The sequence below is a fragment of the Methylobacterium sp. Leaf102 genome, assembly GCF_001422425.1.
Classification (GTDB): domain Bacteria; phylum Pseudomonadota; class Alphaproteobacteria; order Rhizobiales; family Beijerinckiaceae; genus Methylobacterium.
Window position 1 is genome coordinate 1 of sequence record NZ_LMMX01000037.1, and the last position, 16,462, is coordinate 16,462.

General features: G+C 68.5%; 16 protein-coding genes. 12 read left to right on the forward strand and 4 right to left on the reverse strand.

What is annotated here, in order from left to right; all coding sequences use genetic code 11:
• Nucleotides 1-176: 176 nt before the first annotated feature.
• Nucleotides 177-404, forward strand: a complete 228-nt coding sequence (locus ASF27_RS16095; protein ID WP_156467557.1) for a hypothetical protein — start codon at nucleotides 177-179, stop codon at nucleotides 402-404.
• Between the two features lie 469 nt (nucleotides 405-873).
• Here ASF27_RS16095 and ASF27_RS16100 read toward each other — a convergent pair whose 3' ends face one another.
• On the reverse strand, nucleotides 874-1,092 hold the full coding sequence (locus tag ASF27_RS16100) for a DUF465 domain-containing protein (protein ID WP_056173172.1): 219 nt from the start codon (nucleotides 1,090-1,092) through the stop codon (nucleotides 874-876).
• Nucleotides 1,093-1,318: 226 nt separating this feature from the next.
• On the opposite strand from ASF27_RS16100, the gene ASF27_RS16105 reads away from it, so the two are divergent.
• The 7 genes from ASF27_RS16105 (at nucleotide 1,319) to ASF27_RS16135 (ending at nucleotide 8,507) form a co-directional block, all read left to right on the forward strand.
• Complete coding sequence (locus ASF27_RS16105; protein WP_056261054.1) at nucleotides 1,319-1,501, forward strand: DUF465 domain-containing protein; 183 nt, start codon at nucleotides 1,319-1,321, stop codon at nucleotides 1,499-1,501.
• Between the two features lie 147 nt (nucleotides 1,502-1,648).
• A complete protein-coding gene (locus tag ASF27_RS16110; RefSeq protein ID WP_056361683.1) occupies nucleotides 1,649-3,598 on the forward strand; it encodes a propionyl-CoA synthetase in 1,950 nt (649 codons plus the stop codon).
• A gap of 102 nt (nucleotides 3,599-3,700) precedes the next feature.
• Nucleotides 3,701-4,819: an NADH:flavin oxidoreductase/NADH oxidase gene (locus tag ASF27_RS16115; RefSeq protein WP_056361686.1), complete on the forward strand. Its 1,119-nt coding sequence runs from the start codon at nucleotides 3,701-3,703 to the stop codon at nucleotides 4,817-4,819.
• Nucleotides 4,820-4,821: 2 nt separating this feature from the next.
• On the forward strand, nucleotides 4,822-5,178 hold the full coding sequence (locus ASF27_RS16120; RefSeq protein ID WP_056173181.1) for a hypothetical protein: 357 nt from the start codon (nucleotides 4,822-4,824) through the stop codon (nucleotides 5,176-5,178).
• A gap of 851 nt (nucleotides 5,179-6,029) precedes the next feature.
• The gene (locus tag ASF27_RS16125) at nucleotides 6,030-7,415 is read left to right on the forward strand and encodes a chromosome partitioning protein ParA (RefSeq protein ID WP_277996079.1); all 1,386 of its coding nucleotides are present in this window, start codon (nucleotides 6,030-6,032) and stop codon (nucleotides 7,413-7,415) included.
• 76 nt (nucleotides 7,416-7,491) lie between these two features.
• Nucleotides 7,492-7,971: a hypothetical protein gene (locus tag ASF27_RS16130; protein ID WP_056361691.1), complete on the forward strand. Its 480-nt coding sequence runs from the start codon at nucleotides 7,492-7,494 to the stop codon at nucleotides 7,969-7,971.
• 8 nt (nucleotides 7,972-7,979) lie between these two features.
• On the forward strand, nucleotides 7,980-8,507 hold the full coding sequence (locus tag ASF27_RS16135) for a hypothetical protein (RefSeq protein WP_056361694.1): 528 nt from the start codon (nucleotides 7,980-7,982) through the stop codon (nucleotides 8,505-8,507).
• Nucleotides 8,508-8,530: 23 nt separating this feature from the next.
• Here ASF27_RS16135 and ASF27_RS16140 read toward each other — a convergent pair whose 3' ends face one another.
• Nucleotides 8,531-9,427, reverse strand: coding sequence for an alpha/beta hydrolase fold domain-containing protein (locus ASF27_RS16140; RefSeq protein ID WP_056361697.1), 897 nt, complete (start codon nucleotides 9,425-9,427; stop codon nucleotides 8,531-8,533).
• A gap of 22 nt (nucleotides 9,428-9,449) precedes the next feature.
• The gene (locus tag ASF27_RS16145) at nucleotides 9,450-10,244 is read right to left on the reverse strand and encodes a phosphodiester glycosidase family protein (protein ID WP_082479280.1); all 795 of its coding nucleotides are present in this window, start codon (nucleotides 10,242-10,244) and stop codon (nucleotides 9,450-9,452) included.
• Between the two features lie 209 nt (nucleotides 10,245-10,453).
• On the opposite strand from ASF27_RS16145, the gene ASF27_RS16150 reads away from it, so the two are divergent.
• Nucleotides 10,454-10,960, forward strand: a complete 507-nt coding sequence (locus ASF27_RS16150; RefSeq protein ID WP_056361700.1) for a hypothetical protein — start codon at nucleotides 10,454-10,456, stop codon at nucleotides 10,958-10,960.
• 58 nt (nucleotides 10,961-11,018) lie between these two features.
• On the opposite strand, the gene ASF27_RS16155 is transcribed toward ASF27_RS16150, so the two are convergent.
• A complete protein-coding gene (locus ASF27_RS16155) occupies nucleotides 11,019-11,411 on the reverse strand; it encodes a DUF4174 domain-containing protein (protein WP_056361703.1) in 393 nt (130 codons plus the stop codon).
• Between the two features lie 125 nt (nucleotides 11,412-11,536).
• On the opposite strand from ASF27_RS16155, the gene ASF27_RS16160 reads away from it, so the two are divergent.
• The 3 genes from ASF27_RS16160 to gyrA all read left to right on the forward strand — a co-directional run bounded on the left by ASF27_RS16160 (nucleotide 11,537) and on the right by gyrA (nucleotide 16,456).
• On the forward strand, nucleotides 11,537-12,577 hold the full coding sequence (locus ASF27_RS16160; RefSeq protein WP_056361706.1) for an NADP-dependent oxidoreductase: 1,041 nt from the start codon (nucleotides 11,537-11,539) through the stop codon (nucleotides 12,575-12,577).
• A 214-nt stretch (nucleotides 12,578-12,791) separates the two neighbouring features.
• Nucleotides 12,792-13,370 carry a single-stranded DNA-binding protein gene (ssb, locus tag ASF27_RS16165; protein ID WP_056361709.1) on the forward strand — a complete coding sequence of 193 codons (579 nt, stop codon included), beginning with the start codon at nucleotides 12,792-12,794 and terminating at the stop codon, nucleotides 13,368-13,370.
• A gap of 335 nt (nucleotides 13,371-13,705) precedes the next feature.
• Nucleotides 13,706-16,456 (forward strand): DNA gyrase subunit A, encoded by a 2,751-nt coding sequence (gene gyrA / locus ASF27_RS16170; RefSeq protein ID WP_056361712.1) that lies wholly within the window; start codon nucleotides 13,706-13,708, stop codon nucleotides 16,454-16,456.
• Nucleotides 16,457-16,462: the final 6 nt, after the last annotated feature.

Below are 16,462 nucleotides of genomic sequence, written 5' to 3' on the forward strand. Positions count from 1 at the left end.
CAAGCTCTTGAAGCGCGCCATGTACGGTCGCGCCAATCTCGACCTCTTACGACGACGGTTCCTCCTCGCAGCCTGATCCACTAAACTTGGCGAAGAGCCACTTTCCAGGGGGCAGGCCACGTCGGAGCCTGAACACAGCCGTCACAGGGGTGGGTAATTACTAAGTGGTGGCGGCTATGATCCGAACCGACAACGAACTGATCGCCGAGCTTGAGGCGGTCATGCAGAGATTGCGGGAACTAGAACTGATCACTTCCAATATGGAACGCTTCTTCGAGGTCGGGGAATGGTTGCTGTGCTTTGAGGGTGCCTGGATGCTTGCGCGAGACGATCCTGATCATCCTTTGCAATCGGACAAATCGTATCTGGCGTTGGTAGCGTACAACGCGGGCGAGATAGCGTGACAGGGTGCTCGCGAACGCACTGCGATCCCACCCTCGGTCTGCGGCATGGGTGATCGATGATCCGAGGCCCTTTCAGGCCGGATCAGCGAGCGTCGTGAGAACGCGATCCGTTTAGAGTGCGTCCCCCTGCTGGGAAATCGCGAAGCTCGGCGTCGGCGTCTCGGGCGACCACGCGAACCCTCGGGTCTTAGGATCGTCCGTCCCCAGAAACCCACCCATGGGTGCCCGGGGGGATGGCGATCGTCAGTTGCGTTGAGAGGACGGTCAGGAGAAATTCGGTCCGCAGCGTCGCCTTCTTGGATCGTCCGCTTCCAAACTTCGACGCTCTGGGACCGACAGCCTGCGAGGCAGCCGGTCGAGGCGCACGTCCTACCGGCGACGCTTGGCCTTCCCGTTCTCCGCGCGTGGATCTCGCGGGCCCCGCATAGCCCTCGCGTCATCCCGGTTCGGCGAAACTGGCCGGCCTGGGTCAGGCGATGATGTCCGGCGTGATCTGGTCTTCGATGTAGGAGATCCGGTCGCGCAAGGAGAGCTTGCGCTTCTTGAGGCGCTGGATCTGGAGCTGGTCGCCGGCGACGCTCAGTTCGAGGGCGTCGATGGCGCCGTCGAGGTCGCGGTGCTCCTGCTTGAGCCGCTCCAGCTCGTCGGCGAACGCCGTCGGTTCGTCGTCGTTCAACGCACTCGCCATCGCACCCTGTAGCCCCGGGATCCCCGTGCTCCGACCATGCGGCACCGCTCCGCCGACGGCAAGAACCCCCGGCGCGGCCTGCACAGGCAAGGTCTCACAGGAGCCGGTTAACCACGCCCGAGGCCGGTCCGGAAAAACCCGCAAGCCTGGCCGCCAATAGCCTTCGACAGCCCGCTTCACATATGTCAGTCTCCGATTCGTCGAAACGAGACAGGAGAAGACACTCATGTCACTGCAGACGCACCTCACCCAGCTCGCCCGGAAGCACGAAGCCCTCGAGCGGGAGATCCACGACGCCAAGCACAGTCCCTCGGCGAACGACCTGCGCATCGCAGAACTCAAGAGAAAGAAACTCCTTCTCAAGGACGAGATGAACCGGCTTCGAAGCGACACCGATTCGCTGCACTGAGCCCGTACAGGCCCAAATTTTTCTCTGAGCGTTCGCCGCCGCCCCTGGTCTCCAGGGCGGCGGTTCTCGTTTGCGGGAAGCCCGCCGTCCCGCATAAGGTCCGGCTCAAGCCGGCGACCACGACCGGTCCGACGACCGGAGGATTCGATGGACGCCCCCGCCAACGCCCGGCCCGGCAACGCCGCCTATTCCGAGATCCACGCCGCCTCCCTCGCCGACCCCGAGGCGTTCTGGCTCGCTGCGGCGCAGGCCCTCGACTGGGCGAGCCCGCCGACCCGTGCCTTCGACGCATCGGCCGGGGCCTGCGGCCGCTGGTTCCCCGACGGACGCCTCAACGCCTGCCACAACGCCGTGGACCGCCACGTCGCGGCCGGTCGCGGCACGCAGGCGGCGATCCGGTACGACTCGCCCGTCACCGGCACCCGCCGCACCATTACGTACGCGGACTTGCTCGACGAGGTGGCGACCCTCGCCGGGCTCCTGGCCACGTGCGGGGTGGGCCCCGGCGACCGTGTGGTGATCTACATGCCGATGGTGCCCGAAGCGCTGTTCGGTATGCTCGCCTGCGCCCGCCTCGGGGCCGTCCATTCCGTGGTGTTCGGGGGATTCGCCGCCAACGAACTCGCCATCCGCATCACCGACGCCACGCCCAAGGTGGTGCTCGCGGCCTCGTGTGGGATCGAGCCGAACCGCGTCGTCGCCTACAAGCCGCTGCTCGATGCCGCCATCGCGGCGTCGTCGCACACGCCGCATGCCTGCCTGATCCTGCAGCGCCCGCAAGCGGAGGCGACCCTGGTGCCGGGGCGCGACCGGGACTGGGCCGAGGCCGTCGCGACCGCCAGGGCGGCGGGTCTCCGGGCGGCCTGCACGCCGGTGGCGGCCACGGACCCGCTATACATCCTCTACACCTCGGGCACGACGGGCAAGCCGAAGGGCGTGGTCCGGGACACCGGCGGCTACTGCACGGCGCTGGCCTGGACCATGCCCAATCTCTACGACGTGGCGCCCGGCGAGACCTACTTCTGCGCCTCCGACATCGGCTGGGTGGTGGGGCACTCCTACATCGTCTACGGGCCGCTGCTGCACGGCTGCACCACGATCCTGTACGAGGGCAAGCCCGTCGGCACCCCCGATGCGGGCGCCCTGTGGCGGGTGGTGTCGGAATACGGCGCCGCCTGCCTGTTCACGGCGCCCACGGCCCTCCGGGCGATCAAGAAGGACGATCCGCGGGCCGAGCGCGTGCGGGACCACGACCTCTCCCGCTTCCGCAGCCTGTTCCTCGCCGGCGAGCGGGCCGACCCGGATTCCGTCGCCTGGGCCGAGCGGGCGCTCGATCGCCCCGTCATCGACCATTGGTGGCAGACGGAGACGGGCTGGGCCATCGCGGGCAATCCGCTGGGTGTCGGCCTGCTGCCGGTCAAGCACGGCAGCGCCTGCGTGCCGATGCCGGGCTACGACCTCGCCGTGCTTGACGAGGCGGGACGTCCGGTGCCGGAGGGCACCATGGGCACCATCGCGCTGAAGCTCCCCCTGCCGCCCGGCTGCCTGCCGACCCTGTGGGGAGCGGACGACCGCTTCCGCACGAGCTACCTCACCACCTATCCGGGCTGGTACGACACCTCGGACGCGGGCGTGGCCGATGCCGACGGCTACGTCACGGTGCTGGGGCGCACGGACGACATCATCAACGTCGCCGGCCACCGCCTTTCCACGGGCGGGATGGAGGCGGTGCTGGCCGCGCACCCCGATGTGGCCGAATGCGCCGTCATCGGCATCCGCGACGCCCTGAAGGGCGAGCAGCCCTGCGGCTTCGTGGTGCTGAAATCCGGCGTCGACCGCGACCCCGGTGTCATCGAGACGGAGCTCGTCGCCCTGGTGCGCGAGCGCATAGGCCCCGTCGCCGCCTTCAAGCTGGCTCTGACGGTCGCGCGCCTCCCCAAGACGCGCTCCGGAAAGATCCTGCGCGGCACCATGAAGCGCATCGCCGACGGCGAACCCTGGACCCTGCCGCCGACCATCGACGACCCCGGCACCCTCGACGAGATCGGCGCGAGCCTCCGGGAGCGTGGCTTGGTGTCCGACGGGCAGACACCCTGACGGGCAGATGCCCCGGGGGAGACGGAGCCCTCCCGGGCGCGGAACCCTAGCGGGCGCCGCGGGGTTCGGCCAAAAGCACGGGACCGCCCGGGAGAGCCACACATGACCGTCCGCCTGTTCGAGCCCCTGCGCCTCGATGACCTAGAAATCGAGAACCGCATCATCGTGGCGCCCATGTGCCAGTACTCGGCCCATGCCGGTCAGGCGGGCGACTGGCACCTCATGCATCTGGGGCAGATGGCGCAGTCCGGCGCCGGGCTCCTGACCCTGGAGGCGACGGCAATCTCCCCCGAGGCGAGGATCTCGCCGACCGACCTCGGCCTCTACTCCGATGCGACGGAACTGGCGCTGGGACGCGTCCTCGATTCCATCCGGGCCTCCGCGCCGATCCCCCTGGCGATCCAGATCAACCACGCCGGCCGCAAGGCCTCGAGCCACGCCCCCTGGGAGGGCGGCGCCCAGATCGCACCGGACGCCCCCGACGGCTGGCGTACGGAAGCACCCTCGGCGGTGGCCCACGGCGCCGACGAGGTGCCGCCACACGCCCTTGATGCGGAGGGGATGAAGCGCATCCGCGACGGCTTCGTCGCCACCGCGCGGCGCGCGCTCAGGCTCGGGATCGACGGGTTCGAGCTGCACGGGGCGCACGGCTACCTGCTGCACCAGTTCCTCTCGCCCCTGTCGAACCGGCGGACCGACCAGTACGGCGGCGATCTGGCCAACCGGATGCGGTTTCCACTGGAATGCTTCGAGGCCGTGCGCGACGCCGTGCCGGCGGGCAAACCCGTGTGGATGCGCGTCTCGGCCACCGACTGGGTCGAGGGCGGCTGGACCGTGGAGGAGACCGTGGAACTCACCCACGCCCTCAAGCGCCGGGGTGCGGCCGCCATCCACGTCTCCACGGGCGGCCTCTCGACGGAGCAGAAGATCCCCCTGTCGGCTGGCTATCAGGTGCCGTTCGCCGAGCGGATCAAGGCCGAGACCGGGCTGACCACCATCGCGGTCGGCCTGATCACCGAGGCGGCCCACGCCGAATCGATCCTCGCCGCGGGCCAGGCCGACGCCGTCTCGCTCGCCCGCGCGTTGCTCTACAACCCGCGCTGGCCCTGGCACGCGGCGGCCGAACTCGGCGCGAAGGTGCGGGCGCCCAAGCAATATTGGCGCTCCCAGCCGCGCCAGTACAAAGACCTGTTCCACGAGACCCGTCACGGACAACGCTGAGCATGGACGACGACATCACAACCTTCTCGGTCCAGCGCGTCCGCTACGACGAGGAGAACGGCATCTGCCTCATCTCCGGCGCCGACGACGAGGAGGAGCCGGCGGGCTACTTCATCATCCAGATCGAGAAGGGCGACCCCGACGGTCCCCTCATCGAGATCTTCGGCGAGGACCTGACCCAGGCGGACGGCGTCGAAGCCTTGGAAATCGGCCTGCGCTCCCTGCAGTTCACCTTCGACCCGAAAAGCCTCATCGGTGCGGAGATGCCGATGGTGCGTATCGAGTCGCAGACCGAGATTCCCGAACGGGCGCGGACGCGGTTGGCGGTGGCGTTCGGCAAGCGCGCCAAGCGGGCGTGAGCCGGGTTTCGGCGGATCGGTTTTGCAAGACGGCCGCGCAGGAGAAACGCGATGGCACCGGTCAGGGACCGGGCCGCGCTCGTCGGTCGCGTGAAGAGACCGTCCTCGTCGTAGGCAGAAAACCGCGCGCCGGCGCACAGGCGGGGCGTTCGAGCCGAGGCCCGCGTCTCCTCTGGTACGTCCTCGGGGGCGCAGTCCGCAAGCGACCGACCGAATTTGGGTGGTCCGCCGTCAGGATCGAGGATTGGAACGACGGCAAGCGATTTTGAAACGCGCAGGCAACGGGCGTCCGTTGCCGCGACCAAACCGAATTCCTGGGAAGCGTTCGTCATACGTTCGGAACGAAAGGCGTTCGCGCGTGGCAGACCAGTCCTCCCGCGCCCTGCAGCCAGCCATGTGAGGGTGGCACTATGCCTTCGTCGTGGGCGCCCCGCTCCGGCCACGCACCCGACGCCGAGCTTTCACCTCGCGAGCTCCCCCCTCGACAGATCCGTGGCGCGCTGAGTCGAAACAGTTCATCGCCGGTCGGAAGTATCGCCAACAATTTTTCGTGATGTTCCGTGATGAGGGACACGCGCGAAGTGAGCTGTCGGCTCTGAGGACACACCTAAAAATTTCGTTAATTCGAACGCCGATATCACGTTGACGGCACCTTCGAGTTGTATGCATCTGCACACAGACATGACGACGGACCATCGAAAATGAACTGGTCGCTCTTTGGAAAATCCAAAGCTTTGAAGAACGATGGCAGAAGCATCGATTTTCGTAGCGCCAGCGATTCCGAGATAGAGGATGTCGAGGACGCCTCGCACGAGACTTCGCAGCGATCGGCTCAGCCCATCCCTTTTCTGATGAAGAACGATAAAGATTTTTCCATCGACTCCGTCGGACAGAAATCGGAAATCATTCGGTTCCGGATTTCCGAGATGTCGGACCGCCTCGAAGATCTCCGGTCCCTGAAGGACGATTTCGCCTCGATCCTCGAGCCGATCATCGAGATCACGGATGAACTGCCCAAGGCGAAGATTCGAATCTCCGAGATCGAAGCGCTTCTCGCCCTCGAACAGGCGAACACCTCCGGGATGCGGCGCGAGTTGGCCGACAGGGCGGAACGGCTCGTCGATGTCACCAACAACTTCTCCGCGGCCACCATCCAGTTGCAGCACCTCGAGGCCAGCCTGCGGGACCGGGATACGACGGGCGAGGAATTGCGCGTCGGCTTGCGCGACAAGACGCTCGTCGCCGAGAATCTCGAGCGGCAACTCCATGCAGAAACCGAGCAGACCCGGGCGCTCCAGGGTGAAAGCAAGGCCCTGCGGAGCGAGGCGAAGGCTCTCGATCAGGCACTGGCCCGTTCCGAGAGCGAACTCCAGGATATCCGCGAGACGCGCAGCCTGCTGGAGCAGGACAATCAGCGCCTGCAGGCCCTGAGCGAGAACCAAGTCGTTCGCATCGAGGAGCTCGCGGTTCGCGCCCAGGAGTCCGAAACGCAGCTCGAACTGTCCCGGATGGGGCTTCGAAACCTCGAACAGCAGCTGTCGAATGCCGTCGCGGCGGCGCAGAAGGCCGATGTCCAGTACGAGACCGAGATCGCCGCCCACCGGACCGAGCGCACCACCCTGGCGATGCGGCTCGAAGCCGCCACGAGCCGCCTCGGAACCACGGACCAGATGCTTCAGCAGGTCCGCAATCAATTGCGCGACCGTGACGAGGCCGGCCGGGTGGCGGAGCGGGGTCTCAAGGAATCGTCCATCGAGCGGCTGACCCTGGAGCGCCGCCTGGAGAGTACGCAGGCCGACCTCGCGCGACAGACCGAGCGCTTCCTGGAGATGCAGCGCCTGCGCTCCGAACTCGATCACCGGTGCGAGATGTTCGCCAAGGCCATCGCGGCGAAGGACGCGGCCCTCGATCAGGCGACCGGTCGGGTCGCCAGCCTCATGGAGCGCATCGAGCAGCTCGTGCATCGCCAGGAAGCCGAGCGTGCGGATTTCGAGACCGTCAATCACCGCCTCGTCGAGGAACTCCAGCACGAGCGCTCCGAGCGCAAGATGGCGCAGGGGGCCCTCGACATCGCTCGCGAAAGCCGCGTCTCCCTTCAGAAACAGCACGACATGCTGAAGCGCGCGACGCGTTCGTATGGGGCGGACGGAACGGGATCACGGGCCGAGACGGCGCCGGCGGCACCGCAGGAAGCGAACAACGTCCGGCCGTTCATGCCGGTCGAGAAGTCGACCTGACCCCCCTGCGAATCGGAACGATCGGTGCCGTCACCGTGCGGCGGACAACGACACGACATTCGGTGGAAAGCGGACGATGACCGAGAACGCCCTGCGCGACCGAGAGACCTCGTCCGCCGCTGCCGCCGCATGGCTCATGCGGGGACGGGCGGAGAGCATTCCCGTCCTGGTTCAGGACGTGGTCCCGCAGAACTTCATCCCGTCGCATCCGACCCACGAGGCAGTACCGATGGACGAGGTGGCGAAGCCGGACAAGCGCAACTGGTCGTCGACCCTCGACCTCATCCACGAGGCGACCACGGCGATCCGCATCAGCGAGGAGCGTGCGACGGAGCTGGAACTCGAACTGCAGCGCACCGTGACGCAGGCCATCGAGCGCGAGCGCTTCCTCGAGCAGAAGATCGCCGCCACGGAGGCGCGCGCCGAGCTCGCCGAAGGTCGGGCGAAAGAGGCCGAGGAGTGGCTGAACCGGCTTCACGAGGCGGTGGTCAGCGGATTCACCCGGGCGTCGTCGGAACCCGCGCAGCCCGATGTCCAACGCTCGTCCGTCGCGTAGCCCGTGCCATGGCGTCCTCCTCGCGGCTGATCGAACCCGCACCGCATTCCCAGCCGTTCCCCGTGGGCGGCCGACGTGTGTCCCATGCGCTGGTCCTCTACGAGCCCGCGCAAGAGGCCGAGTGCGACGGGGCCAGAACCCTGCGCCTGGTCGAGCAGGCCGTCGAATCCATGCAGGCCCTGCGTGAGCGGGCGGACTACATCACGGCCCAGGCCCACGATCTGATCCGGCTGACGAACCTCGAACGGGCACAGGTCGAGGCCGAGTTGCGCAAGGTTCGCGAGGACAAGGCGGCCGTCGAGCGGCAGATGCGGGACGCCGAGCAGGCCCTGGCGCGGGCGAACCTGCGCCTGCGGGAAGCCGAACTCGGGCGGCGGGAAGCCCAGGTGGCGGCGCGGGAGGCCGAGACCCGGGCCGTCGACGCCGAAGCCCGGGCCGTCGACGCCGAACTTCGGGAGCAGGGGCTCGCCTCCTACCTGAAGAAGATCAGCGCGTTCCTCCAGGTGCGGCTCGCCGTGGCCGAGAGAGAAGCCTGAGGCCGACTGGACCCGGCCGTCGCTCAATCCCACAGCACCCGCTCGACGAAGCCGGCGATCCAATCCTGCGCCGCCCGCGCCTCCGGCAGAACGCTGAGGATCGGGTACACGTGCATCAACCCCGGCTCCTCGTGATAGATCACCTCGCAGCCCGTGCGTGCGGCGAGGCGGCGGGCGTCGGTGACGAGGATGTCGTGACCGCCGCAGAACATCAGGATCGGCGGCACGCCCGCAAAGGAGCCGAAGAGCGGGCTGACGCGGGGGTCGGTGACGGGCAGGGCGCCGGCGTACCAGCGGCCGGCCGCGCGGGCGCCGGGGCGCATCAGCATCACGTCGCGGGGTTCGATCGCGGCCTGCTCCGGATCGCTCAGGGTGACGTCGAGCCAGGGTGAGATGAGGACGAGGCCGCCCGGCGCGGGCAGGCCCGCCGCCACCGCCTGCTGGGCTAGCGCCAGGGCCAGGCCGCCGCCGGCCGAATCCCCCATGACGATCACCCGGCCCATAGGGTCACCGGCGACCAGGTTTCGGTAGAGTGCGAGGGCGAACGGGATCGTCTCGGCGCAGGTGTGGGCGGGCGCGAGGGGATAGAGCGGCACCACCACCCGCACTCCGAGGCGCTCGGCGAGGCGGGCGACGAACCACCAATGAATTCGGGTGATCGGCGCGGCGTAGGCGCCGCCGTGGAAGTAGATCACCGTGCAGGACGGCGCCCGCCCGCGCGGCATGACGGTGTAGACGGCGTGGCCGTCCTGCAGCGTCTGCCCGACGTCGAGGCGGCGGCGCAGGGTGCGCGGGGGGAGGGCGGGCTTCGGATCGGAACCGAGGAATTCCCGCGGCGTCACGTCGGCACGGGCGAACTTGCGCCGACCGCCCGTGAGGCGAATGAGCAGCGCGAGGGCGTGGGCGGCGAGGCTCGGCACGACGGATCGCGTCTCCGCCCGCCTACCGCGTCACGGCACCGACCATCGGCCCGAGGGGCCGACTAAGGTCGGAGCGGTTCATGGACGGCGCGTAGAGGCTCGACACGCTGCCGTCGAGGAACAGGGCGTTGCGGCAGCCGAGCGCATCCTTGAACAGGCGCGCGAAAGCGCCGAAGCTCACGGGGCGCTCGGAGATGGCGAACACGGCAGTGCGGCCGTCGTCGCGCACGCCGACGCCGTTGCGGATCTTCTGACTCGGCCCGTCGCTGGAGATCTTGGGGTGGATGTGGCCGTCCACCACCAACATCGGCCCCGATTGCGTGGCGAAATCGGGCTTCGGGTTGACGCGCAGATAGCGGGTGGTGTCGAGGACGCCGGCGCGGTCGCCCTTCACGTAGAAGATGCCGTTGGGCTTGAGGTGGAAGTTGCCCGGGCCGTTGGCGGTGGACACGCCCTTCAGCTCGCGCCCCTCCTCGACGTAGAGGCCGACCGGGGCCTGATCCTTGTCGTACATGCCGGCATTCATGGCAAAGCGCAGGGACGGGCCCTGCCTGTCGCCGAGGGTCGAGAGCGACGAGTAGGGCTGGCCGTCGGCGCCGCGCCAGAACAGCCGAACCTTCTCGCGGCGCAGATCGACGGTGCAGACCGTGTAGGTCTCGCCCTCGGCCTGGACCGGCCTGCACGGTGCGGCGGCGGGGGTCGAAGCGGGGGCAGGGGCGGCGGAGCCCGGAGCCGTGCAGGCCAGGAATGCGGCGAGGGCTGGAGCGAGCCATCGCCGCGTCCGGACGGCGGCATCCTGAAGGGCGAGACCGTGCATCGCGAAACCCTTGCGGCCGGGAGGAGAGCCGGGACGCGCTTCCTCGCCCGAAAGCGGCACGGTTTTCAAGTCGCCCGGCGCGCCGATTGGCCGGGCGGGGCGTGCGCCTTCACGATTGCGGCAAAACGGATCGCTCGCTGAACCGTTGCAGGGCGTTCCGCGTTCCTGTGCCGTTGGGGGACGCAACGGTATCTCTCGGAGAGTGTGAGATGAAACGAGTTGTTCTGGCCTCGGCGGCGATGATCGGCGCCCTCGCGATGATCCCGGCGACGGCGGAGGCCCGCGGTTTCCACGGCGGCGGGTTCCACGGTGGCGGTTTCGGCGGCGGTGGCTTCCGCGGCGGTTTCGGAGGCGGTGGCTTCCGGGGCGGGTTCGGTGGGTATCGCGGCGTCGGTTTCGGCGGCTACCGCGGTGGCTTCGGCGGTTATCGCGGCGGGTTCTACGGGCATCGCGGCGGCTTCGACGGCGGTCGTGGGTTCGGACGCGGCTACGGCTACGGACTCGGGGGCCTCGGCCTCGGTGTGGGCCTCGGCCTCGCGGCGGGCGGTCTCTACGGCGGCTACGGCCCGGGTTACGGCTACGGCTACGGTGGCGGATACGCCCCGGTGGGCTACGGTGCCTACGACGTCGGCTACGGCGGCGGCTGTTACACGGTCCCGCGCGTGCGCTGGACGCCCTACGGCTACCGCCGGGTGCTGGTCGAACGCTGCTACTGACCACAGAGACCCGGTCGCGACTCAGGGGGGCTGCCTGCGGGCAGTCCCCTTCTTCGTTTCAGCGCCCCATCTCGTCCCGCCGCATCGGCATGGCGTCGATGGTGGAGAACAAGGTCTCGGCGGGCAGCGGCGTCGCGCTGTCGAGCTTCGTCCCCCCGTCCTTGCCGACGAGCACCACCCGGAACGAGGCATCGGGAAGGCCGAGGCGCGCGCGCAGGCCCCGCGCTTCGGCGGTGGTGCCGACCGCCTCCAGCACTACGAGATCGCGGTCGCGCACCCCGTCCGGTACCGCCGCCAGGAGCGCGCGCTGGCGCATCAGGTGCGGATCGTCCAGCCCGGGGGCCGACATCACCACCACGCGGGCCTTCCAGCGATGGGCCGCCAGGGGATTCTCGGCCGCCATCGTTCCGCTCGCCAGCACCATCCCCATCAGCAACAGCCCCCGAACCATCGCGCGTTCCTCGCCTTCACGTCCGTACCTGCACGTCCGTCAACGCGCGAGGACCCGATTTGCCTTCCCCGCCCGGGGCCCCATCTGCTGAACCTCGGGACAGCGTTCACGATCGGAGATTGCCCATGACCGAAGCGACGAACCCGACCGCCGGCACCGTCAACCGCCGCATCGTCCTGGCCGCCCGTCCGCACGGCGAGCCGAACGAGAGCCATTTCCGCCTGGAGGAGGGCCGGGTGCCGACGCCGCGCGACGGCGAGGTGCTGCTTGCCAACCGCATTCTGTCCCTCGATCCGTACATGCGCGGGCGCATGAGCGCGGCCAAATCCTACGCCGAGCCGGTGGCCATCGGCGACACCATGGTGGGCGCCACGGTGGCGGAGGTGGTCGCCTCGCACCATCCCGATTTTTCCGTCGGCGAGACCGTGGTGGGCTTCGGCGGCTGGCAGGATTTCACCACCTCGGACGGCAGGGGCCTGCGCAAGCTCGACCCCGCCGCGGCGCCCGTGAGCACCGCGCTCGGCGTTCTCGGCATGCCGGGCATGACCGCCTATACGGGCCTCCTCAACATCGGCGCCCCGAAGCCCGGCGAGACCGTTGTGGTGGCCGCCGCCACGGGGCCCGTCGGCTCCCTCGTCGGACAGATCGCCAAGCGCAAGGGCGCGCGCGCCGTCGGCATCGCCGGAGGTCCCGAGAAATGCGCCTACCTGCGCGACGTTCTCGGCTTCGACGCGGCCCTCGACCACCGCGCCGATGACTTTCCCGACGCCCTCGCGGCGGCCTGCCCGGACGGCATCGACGTTTATTTCGAGAATGTCGGCGGCGCGGTGTTCGACGCGGTGCTGCCCTTGCTCAACACCTTCGCGCGCATTCCCGTCTGCGGCCTCGTCTCGGGCTACAGCGCCACGGACCTGCCGCCCGGCCCCGACCGCATCCCGCTCCTTATGCGGGCGGTGCTGTCGAAGCGGCTGCACCTCCAGGGCTTCATCGTCTGGGACTTCGCCGATCAGGAGGCCGAGTTCCTGCGCGAGGTCGGAGGCTGGCTCCGCGAGGGGAGCATCGTCCACCGGGAGGACATCGTCGATGGCCTGGAGAACGCCCCGACCGCCTTCGCGGGGCTTCTGAAGGGCCGCAACTTCGGTAAGCTGCTGGTGCGAATCGCCTGAGTCGGTCCCTCCGAATCTTGCCGACGCTTGAGAACGAATGTAGAACACCGGTGACGCGGCGGAACCCCCGTGAGTCACGGGGACAACCCGCCCGCGATGATTGCCGGGGCCTTCGGGACGGCCCATGACAGGCGCTGTCGAGTGCGGTTCGGCCCGTCACCGGGCCGGGCATTGCTTCGGCACGCGGTGAGATCGATCGAGAGGAGAGAGCGGCATGGCCGGCAGCGTGAACAAGGTGATTCTGGTGGGCAATCTCGGGCGCGATCCCGAGACGCGACGCCTCGCTTCCGGCGATCCCGTAGTCAACCTGCGCATCGCCACATCGGAGTCCTGGAAGGACAAGATGTCGGGCGAGCGCAAGGAAAAGACCGAGTGGCACGCGGTGGTGATCTACAACGAGAACCTCGCCCGCGTCGCCGAGCAGTACCTGCGCAAGGGCTCCAAGGTCTACATCGAGGGCCAGCTCCAGACCCGCAAGTGGGCCGACCAGTCCGGCGTCGAGAAGTACACCACCGAGGTGGTGCTGCAGCGCTTCCGCGGTGAACTCACCCTGCTGGACGGCCGCTCCGGCGGCGCCGGCGGCGAGATGGGCGCCGACGAGGAGGGCGGCGGCCAGATCAGCCGCGGCGGCGATTACGGCGGCGGCGGCGGGGATTTCGGCGGCGGTGGCGGCGGTGGCCGCTCGTCCGGTGGCGGTCGTCCCTCCGGCGGCGGCGACCGCCGCCCGGCCCCGTCGAGCGGCGGTGGCGGCTCCAAGCCGAACTACGACCTCGACGACGACATCCCGTTCTAGGTCTTTTACGAAGAGGGCGCGGCTCCGGACGGGGCCGCGCTGTCTTCGATTCCACGGGTGGAAACCCCTTCGCCCGGGCGACACCGTCGGGGCCCGGGACGAGGCCGCGCCCGTGCACACAAGCCGTTGCGGGTCCACGGCTTTCCCGTGCGCGCAAGGCGACGCTCTGTGGCGAGGGCCGGATGGATCGGGTATACGGGGCGGTGAGGCCGGTCGAGGCCGGTTCGCCCAGGCGAGCCGAGACGACGATCCGGCACCCCAAAAGTTCCCCGTGAGGGGTCGTCGTCCATCGACGCCCCGCGCTTCGGGCGCCCACCCGGCAGAGATCCAGAGCCTTGGCAGAGAACGACATTCCTGGCGCCGGAGCGCCCCCCGCCTCCGACATCAAGCCCGTATCCATCGTCGACGAAATGCGCCGGTCCTATCTCGACTACGCCATGAGCGTGATCGTGAGCCGGGCGCTGCCCGATGCCCGCGACGGGCTCAAGCCCGTGCACCGGCGCATCCTGTACTCGGCCTACGAGAGCGGGCACCTGCCCGAGCGCAAGTACGTCAAGTCGGCCCGCATCGTCGGCGACGTCATCGGTCTCTATCACCCGCACGGCGACCAATCGATCTACGACGCCCTGGTGCGCATGGCGCAGGACTTCTCGATGCGGCTCATGCTCATCGACGGGCAGGGCAATTTCGGCTCCGTCGACGGCGATCCGCCGGCGGCCATGCGCTACACCGAATCGCGCCTCGCCAAGCCCGCCAACGCGCTCCTGGCCGATATCGACAAGAACACCGTCGATTTCCAGCCGAACTACGACGAGTCGCGTGAAGAGCCGACGGTCCTTCCCGCCCGCTTCCCGAACCTGCTCGCCAACGGCGCCGGCGGCATCGCGGTGGGCATGGCCACCAACATCCCGCCGCACAACCTCGGGGAACTCATCGACGCCTGCGTCGCGCTCATCGACGATCCGGGCATGTCCATCGAGGGACTGACCGAGATCGTCCCCGGCCCCGACTTTCCCACCGGCGGCTCGATCCTCGGCCGGGCCGGCACGCGCCAGGCCTACGCCACGGGGCGCGGCTCCATCATCATGCGGGCCAAGTCCCACGTGGAGGAACTGCGCAAGGAGCGCGAGGCCCTGATCTTCACCGAGATCCCGTATCAGGTGAACAAGGCGACGCTCATGGAGAAAATCGCCGAGCTGGTGAAGGAGAAGCGCGTCGAGGGCATCTCGGATCTGCGCGACGAGTCCGACCGCGACGGCATGCGCATCGTCGTCGAGATCAAGCGCGATGCCATGGCGGACGTGGTGCTGAACCAGCTCTACCGGTTCACGCCCCTGCAATCGTCGTTCGGCTGCAACATGGTCGCCCTCAACGGCGGCCGCCCCGAGTTGATGAACCTCAAGGACCTGCTCCAGGCCTTCGTGGACTTTCGCGAAGAGGTGGTGTCCCGACGGACCAAGTTCCTGCTCAACAAGGCCCGCGAGCGCGCCCATGTGTTGTGCGGCCTCGCCATCGCGGTCGCCAACATCGACGAGGTGATCCGCCTCATTCGGACCTCGCCCGATCCGAACTCCGCCCGCGAGGCCCTCATGGGCCGCGACTGGCCGGCCAAGGACATCGCGCCCCTCATCGCGCTGGTGGACGACCCGCGCCATCGCATCAACGACGACGACAGCTACCGCCTGTCCGACGTGCAGGCCCGCGCCATCCTCGACCTGCGCCTGCAGCGCCTCACGGCGCTCGGCCGCGACGAGATCGGCGACGAGTTGCAGAAGCTCGCCGACGAGATCGCCGACTACCTCGACATCCTGCGCTCGCGCCCGCGCATCATGGGCATCGTCAAGGACGAGCTGGCGGAAGTCCGCGAATCCTTCGCCACGCCGCGCCGGACGGTGATCCTCGACTGGGATTCCAACGTCGAGGACGAGGACCTGATCCAGCGCGAGGACATGGTGGTGACCGTGTCCCATGCGGGCTACGTCAAGCGCGTGCCGCTCTCGACCTACCGGGCCCAGCGCCGGGGCGGCAAGGGACGCTCAGGGATGGCGACACGCGACGAGGATTTCGTCACCCGCCTGTTCGTCGCCAACACCCACACGCCGATCCTGTTCTTCTCGAACATGGGTCAGGTGTACAAGGAAAAGGTCTGGCGCCTGCCCATGGCGGCGCCGAACGCCCGCGGCAAGGCCCTCGTCAACATCCTCGCGATGGATGCGGGCACCGAGCGCATCACCACCATCATGCCGCTGCCCGAGGACGAGGCGTCGTGGGAGACCCTCGACGTGATGTTCGCCACCGCCAGCGGCGGGGTGCGGCGCAACAAGCTTTCGGACTTCGTGCAGGTGAACCGCGCCGGCAAGATCGCCATGAAGCTCGATGAGGGCGACCACATCGTCCACGTGGAGATCTGCCGGGCCGACCAGAACGTGCTCCTCACCTCCAAGGACGGGCAGTGCATCCGCTTCCCCGTGGAGGACGTGCGGGTGTTCAAGGGGCGCGATTCCACCGGCGTGCGCGGCATCAGCCTCGCCAAGGACGATCGCGTCATCTCCATGACGATCCTCAACTCCTTCGAGGCCAGCCCCGAGGAGCGAGCCGGCTACCTCAAGATGCGCCGGGCCGTCATCGGCGACGGCACGGAAGGGGAAGAGGCGAGCACGGAGGCAGAAGAAGGCGTCCAGGAGGCGAGTGCGATCTCCCTCGAGCGCTACAACGAGATGGGCGCCCACGAGCAGTTCGTGCTGACACTGTCCGAGCGCGGCTTCGGCAAGCGTAGCTCGTCGTTCGAGTACCGTACCTCCGGACGCGGCGGCAAAGGCATCACGGCCATGCGGGTCAACGCCCGCAACGGCACCCTGGTGGCCTCCTTCCCGGTGCAGCCCTCGGACCAGATCATGCTGGTCACCGATGCGGGCCAGCTCATCCGCGTGCCCGTGGACGACATCCGCATCGTCGGGCGCGCCTCGCAGGGCGTCACGGTGTTCAACACCGAGAAGACCGAGCGCGTGGTCTCGGTGGAGCACATCGAGGGCGAGGACGAGGCGGGCGACGCCCCCGGCGAGATCACGGGCGAAGCCGCACTGTGATCGCCC

Coding starts and splice junctions, on each gene's coding strand:
- ASF27_RS16145 (WP_082479280.1), bottom strand. CDS start 10,244: ATGCACGGTCTCGCCCTTCAGGATGCCGCCGTCCGGACGCGGCGATGG.
- ASF27_RS16120 (WP_056173181.1), top strand. CDS start 4,822: ATGGACGACGACATCACAACCTTCTCGGTCCAGCGCGTCCGCTACGAC.
- ASF27_RS16095 (WP_156467557.1), top strand. CDS start 177: ATGATCCGAACCGACAACGAACTGATCGCCGAGCTTGAGGCGGTCATG.
- ASF27_RS16115 (WP_056361686.1), top strand. CDS start 3,701: ATGACCGTCCGCCTGTTCGAGCCCCTGCGCCTCGATGACCTAGAAATC.
- ASF27_RS16105 (WP_056261054.1), top strand. CDS start 1,319: ATGTCACTGCAGACGCACCTCACCCAGCTCGCCCGGAAGCACGAAGCC.
- ASF27_RS16155 (WP_056361703.1), bottom strand. CDS start 11,411: ATGGTTCGGGGGCTGTTGCTGATGGGGATGGTGCTGGCGAGCGGAACG.
- ASF27_RS16130 (WP_056361691.1), top strand. CDS start 7,492: ATGACCGAGAACGCCCTGCGCGACCGAGAGACCTCGTCCGCCGCTGCC.
- ASF27_RS16150 (WP_056361700.1), top strand. CDS start 10,454: ATGAAACGAGTTGTTCTGGCCTCGGCGGCGATGATCGGCGCCCTCGCG.
- ASF27_RS16135 (WP_056361694.1), top strand. CDS start 7,980: ATGGCGTCCTCCTCGCGGCTGATCGAACCCGCACCGCATTCCCAGCCG.
- ASF27_RS16125 (WP_277996079.1), top strand. CDS start 6,030: ATGAAGAACGATAAAGATTTTTCCATCGACTCCGTCGGACAGAAATCG.
- ssb (WP_056361709.1), top strand. CDS start 12,792: ATGGCCGGCAGCGTGAACAAGGTGATTCTGGTGGGCAATCTCGGGCGC.
- ASF27_RS16110 (WP_056361683.1), top strand. CDS start 1,649: ATGGACGCCCCCGCCAACGCCCGGCCCGGCAACGCCGCCTATTCCGAG.
- ASF27_RS16160 (WP_056361706.1), top strand. CDS start 11,537: ATGACCGAAGCGACGAACCCGACCGCCGGCACCGTCAACCGCCGCATC.
- ASF27_RS16100 (WP_056173172.1), bottom strand. CDS start 1,092: ATGGCGAGTGCGTTGAACGACGACGAACCGACGGCGTTCGCCGACGAG.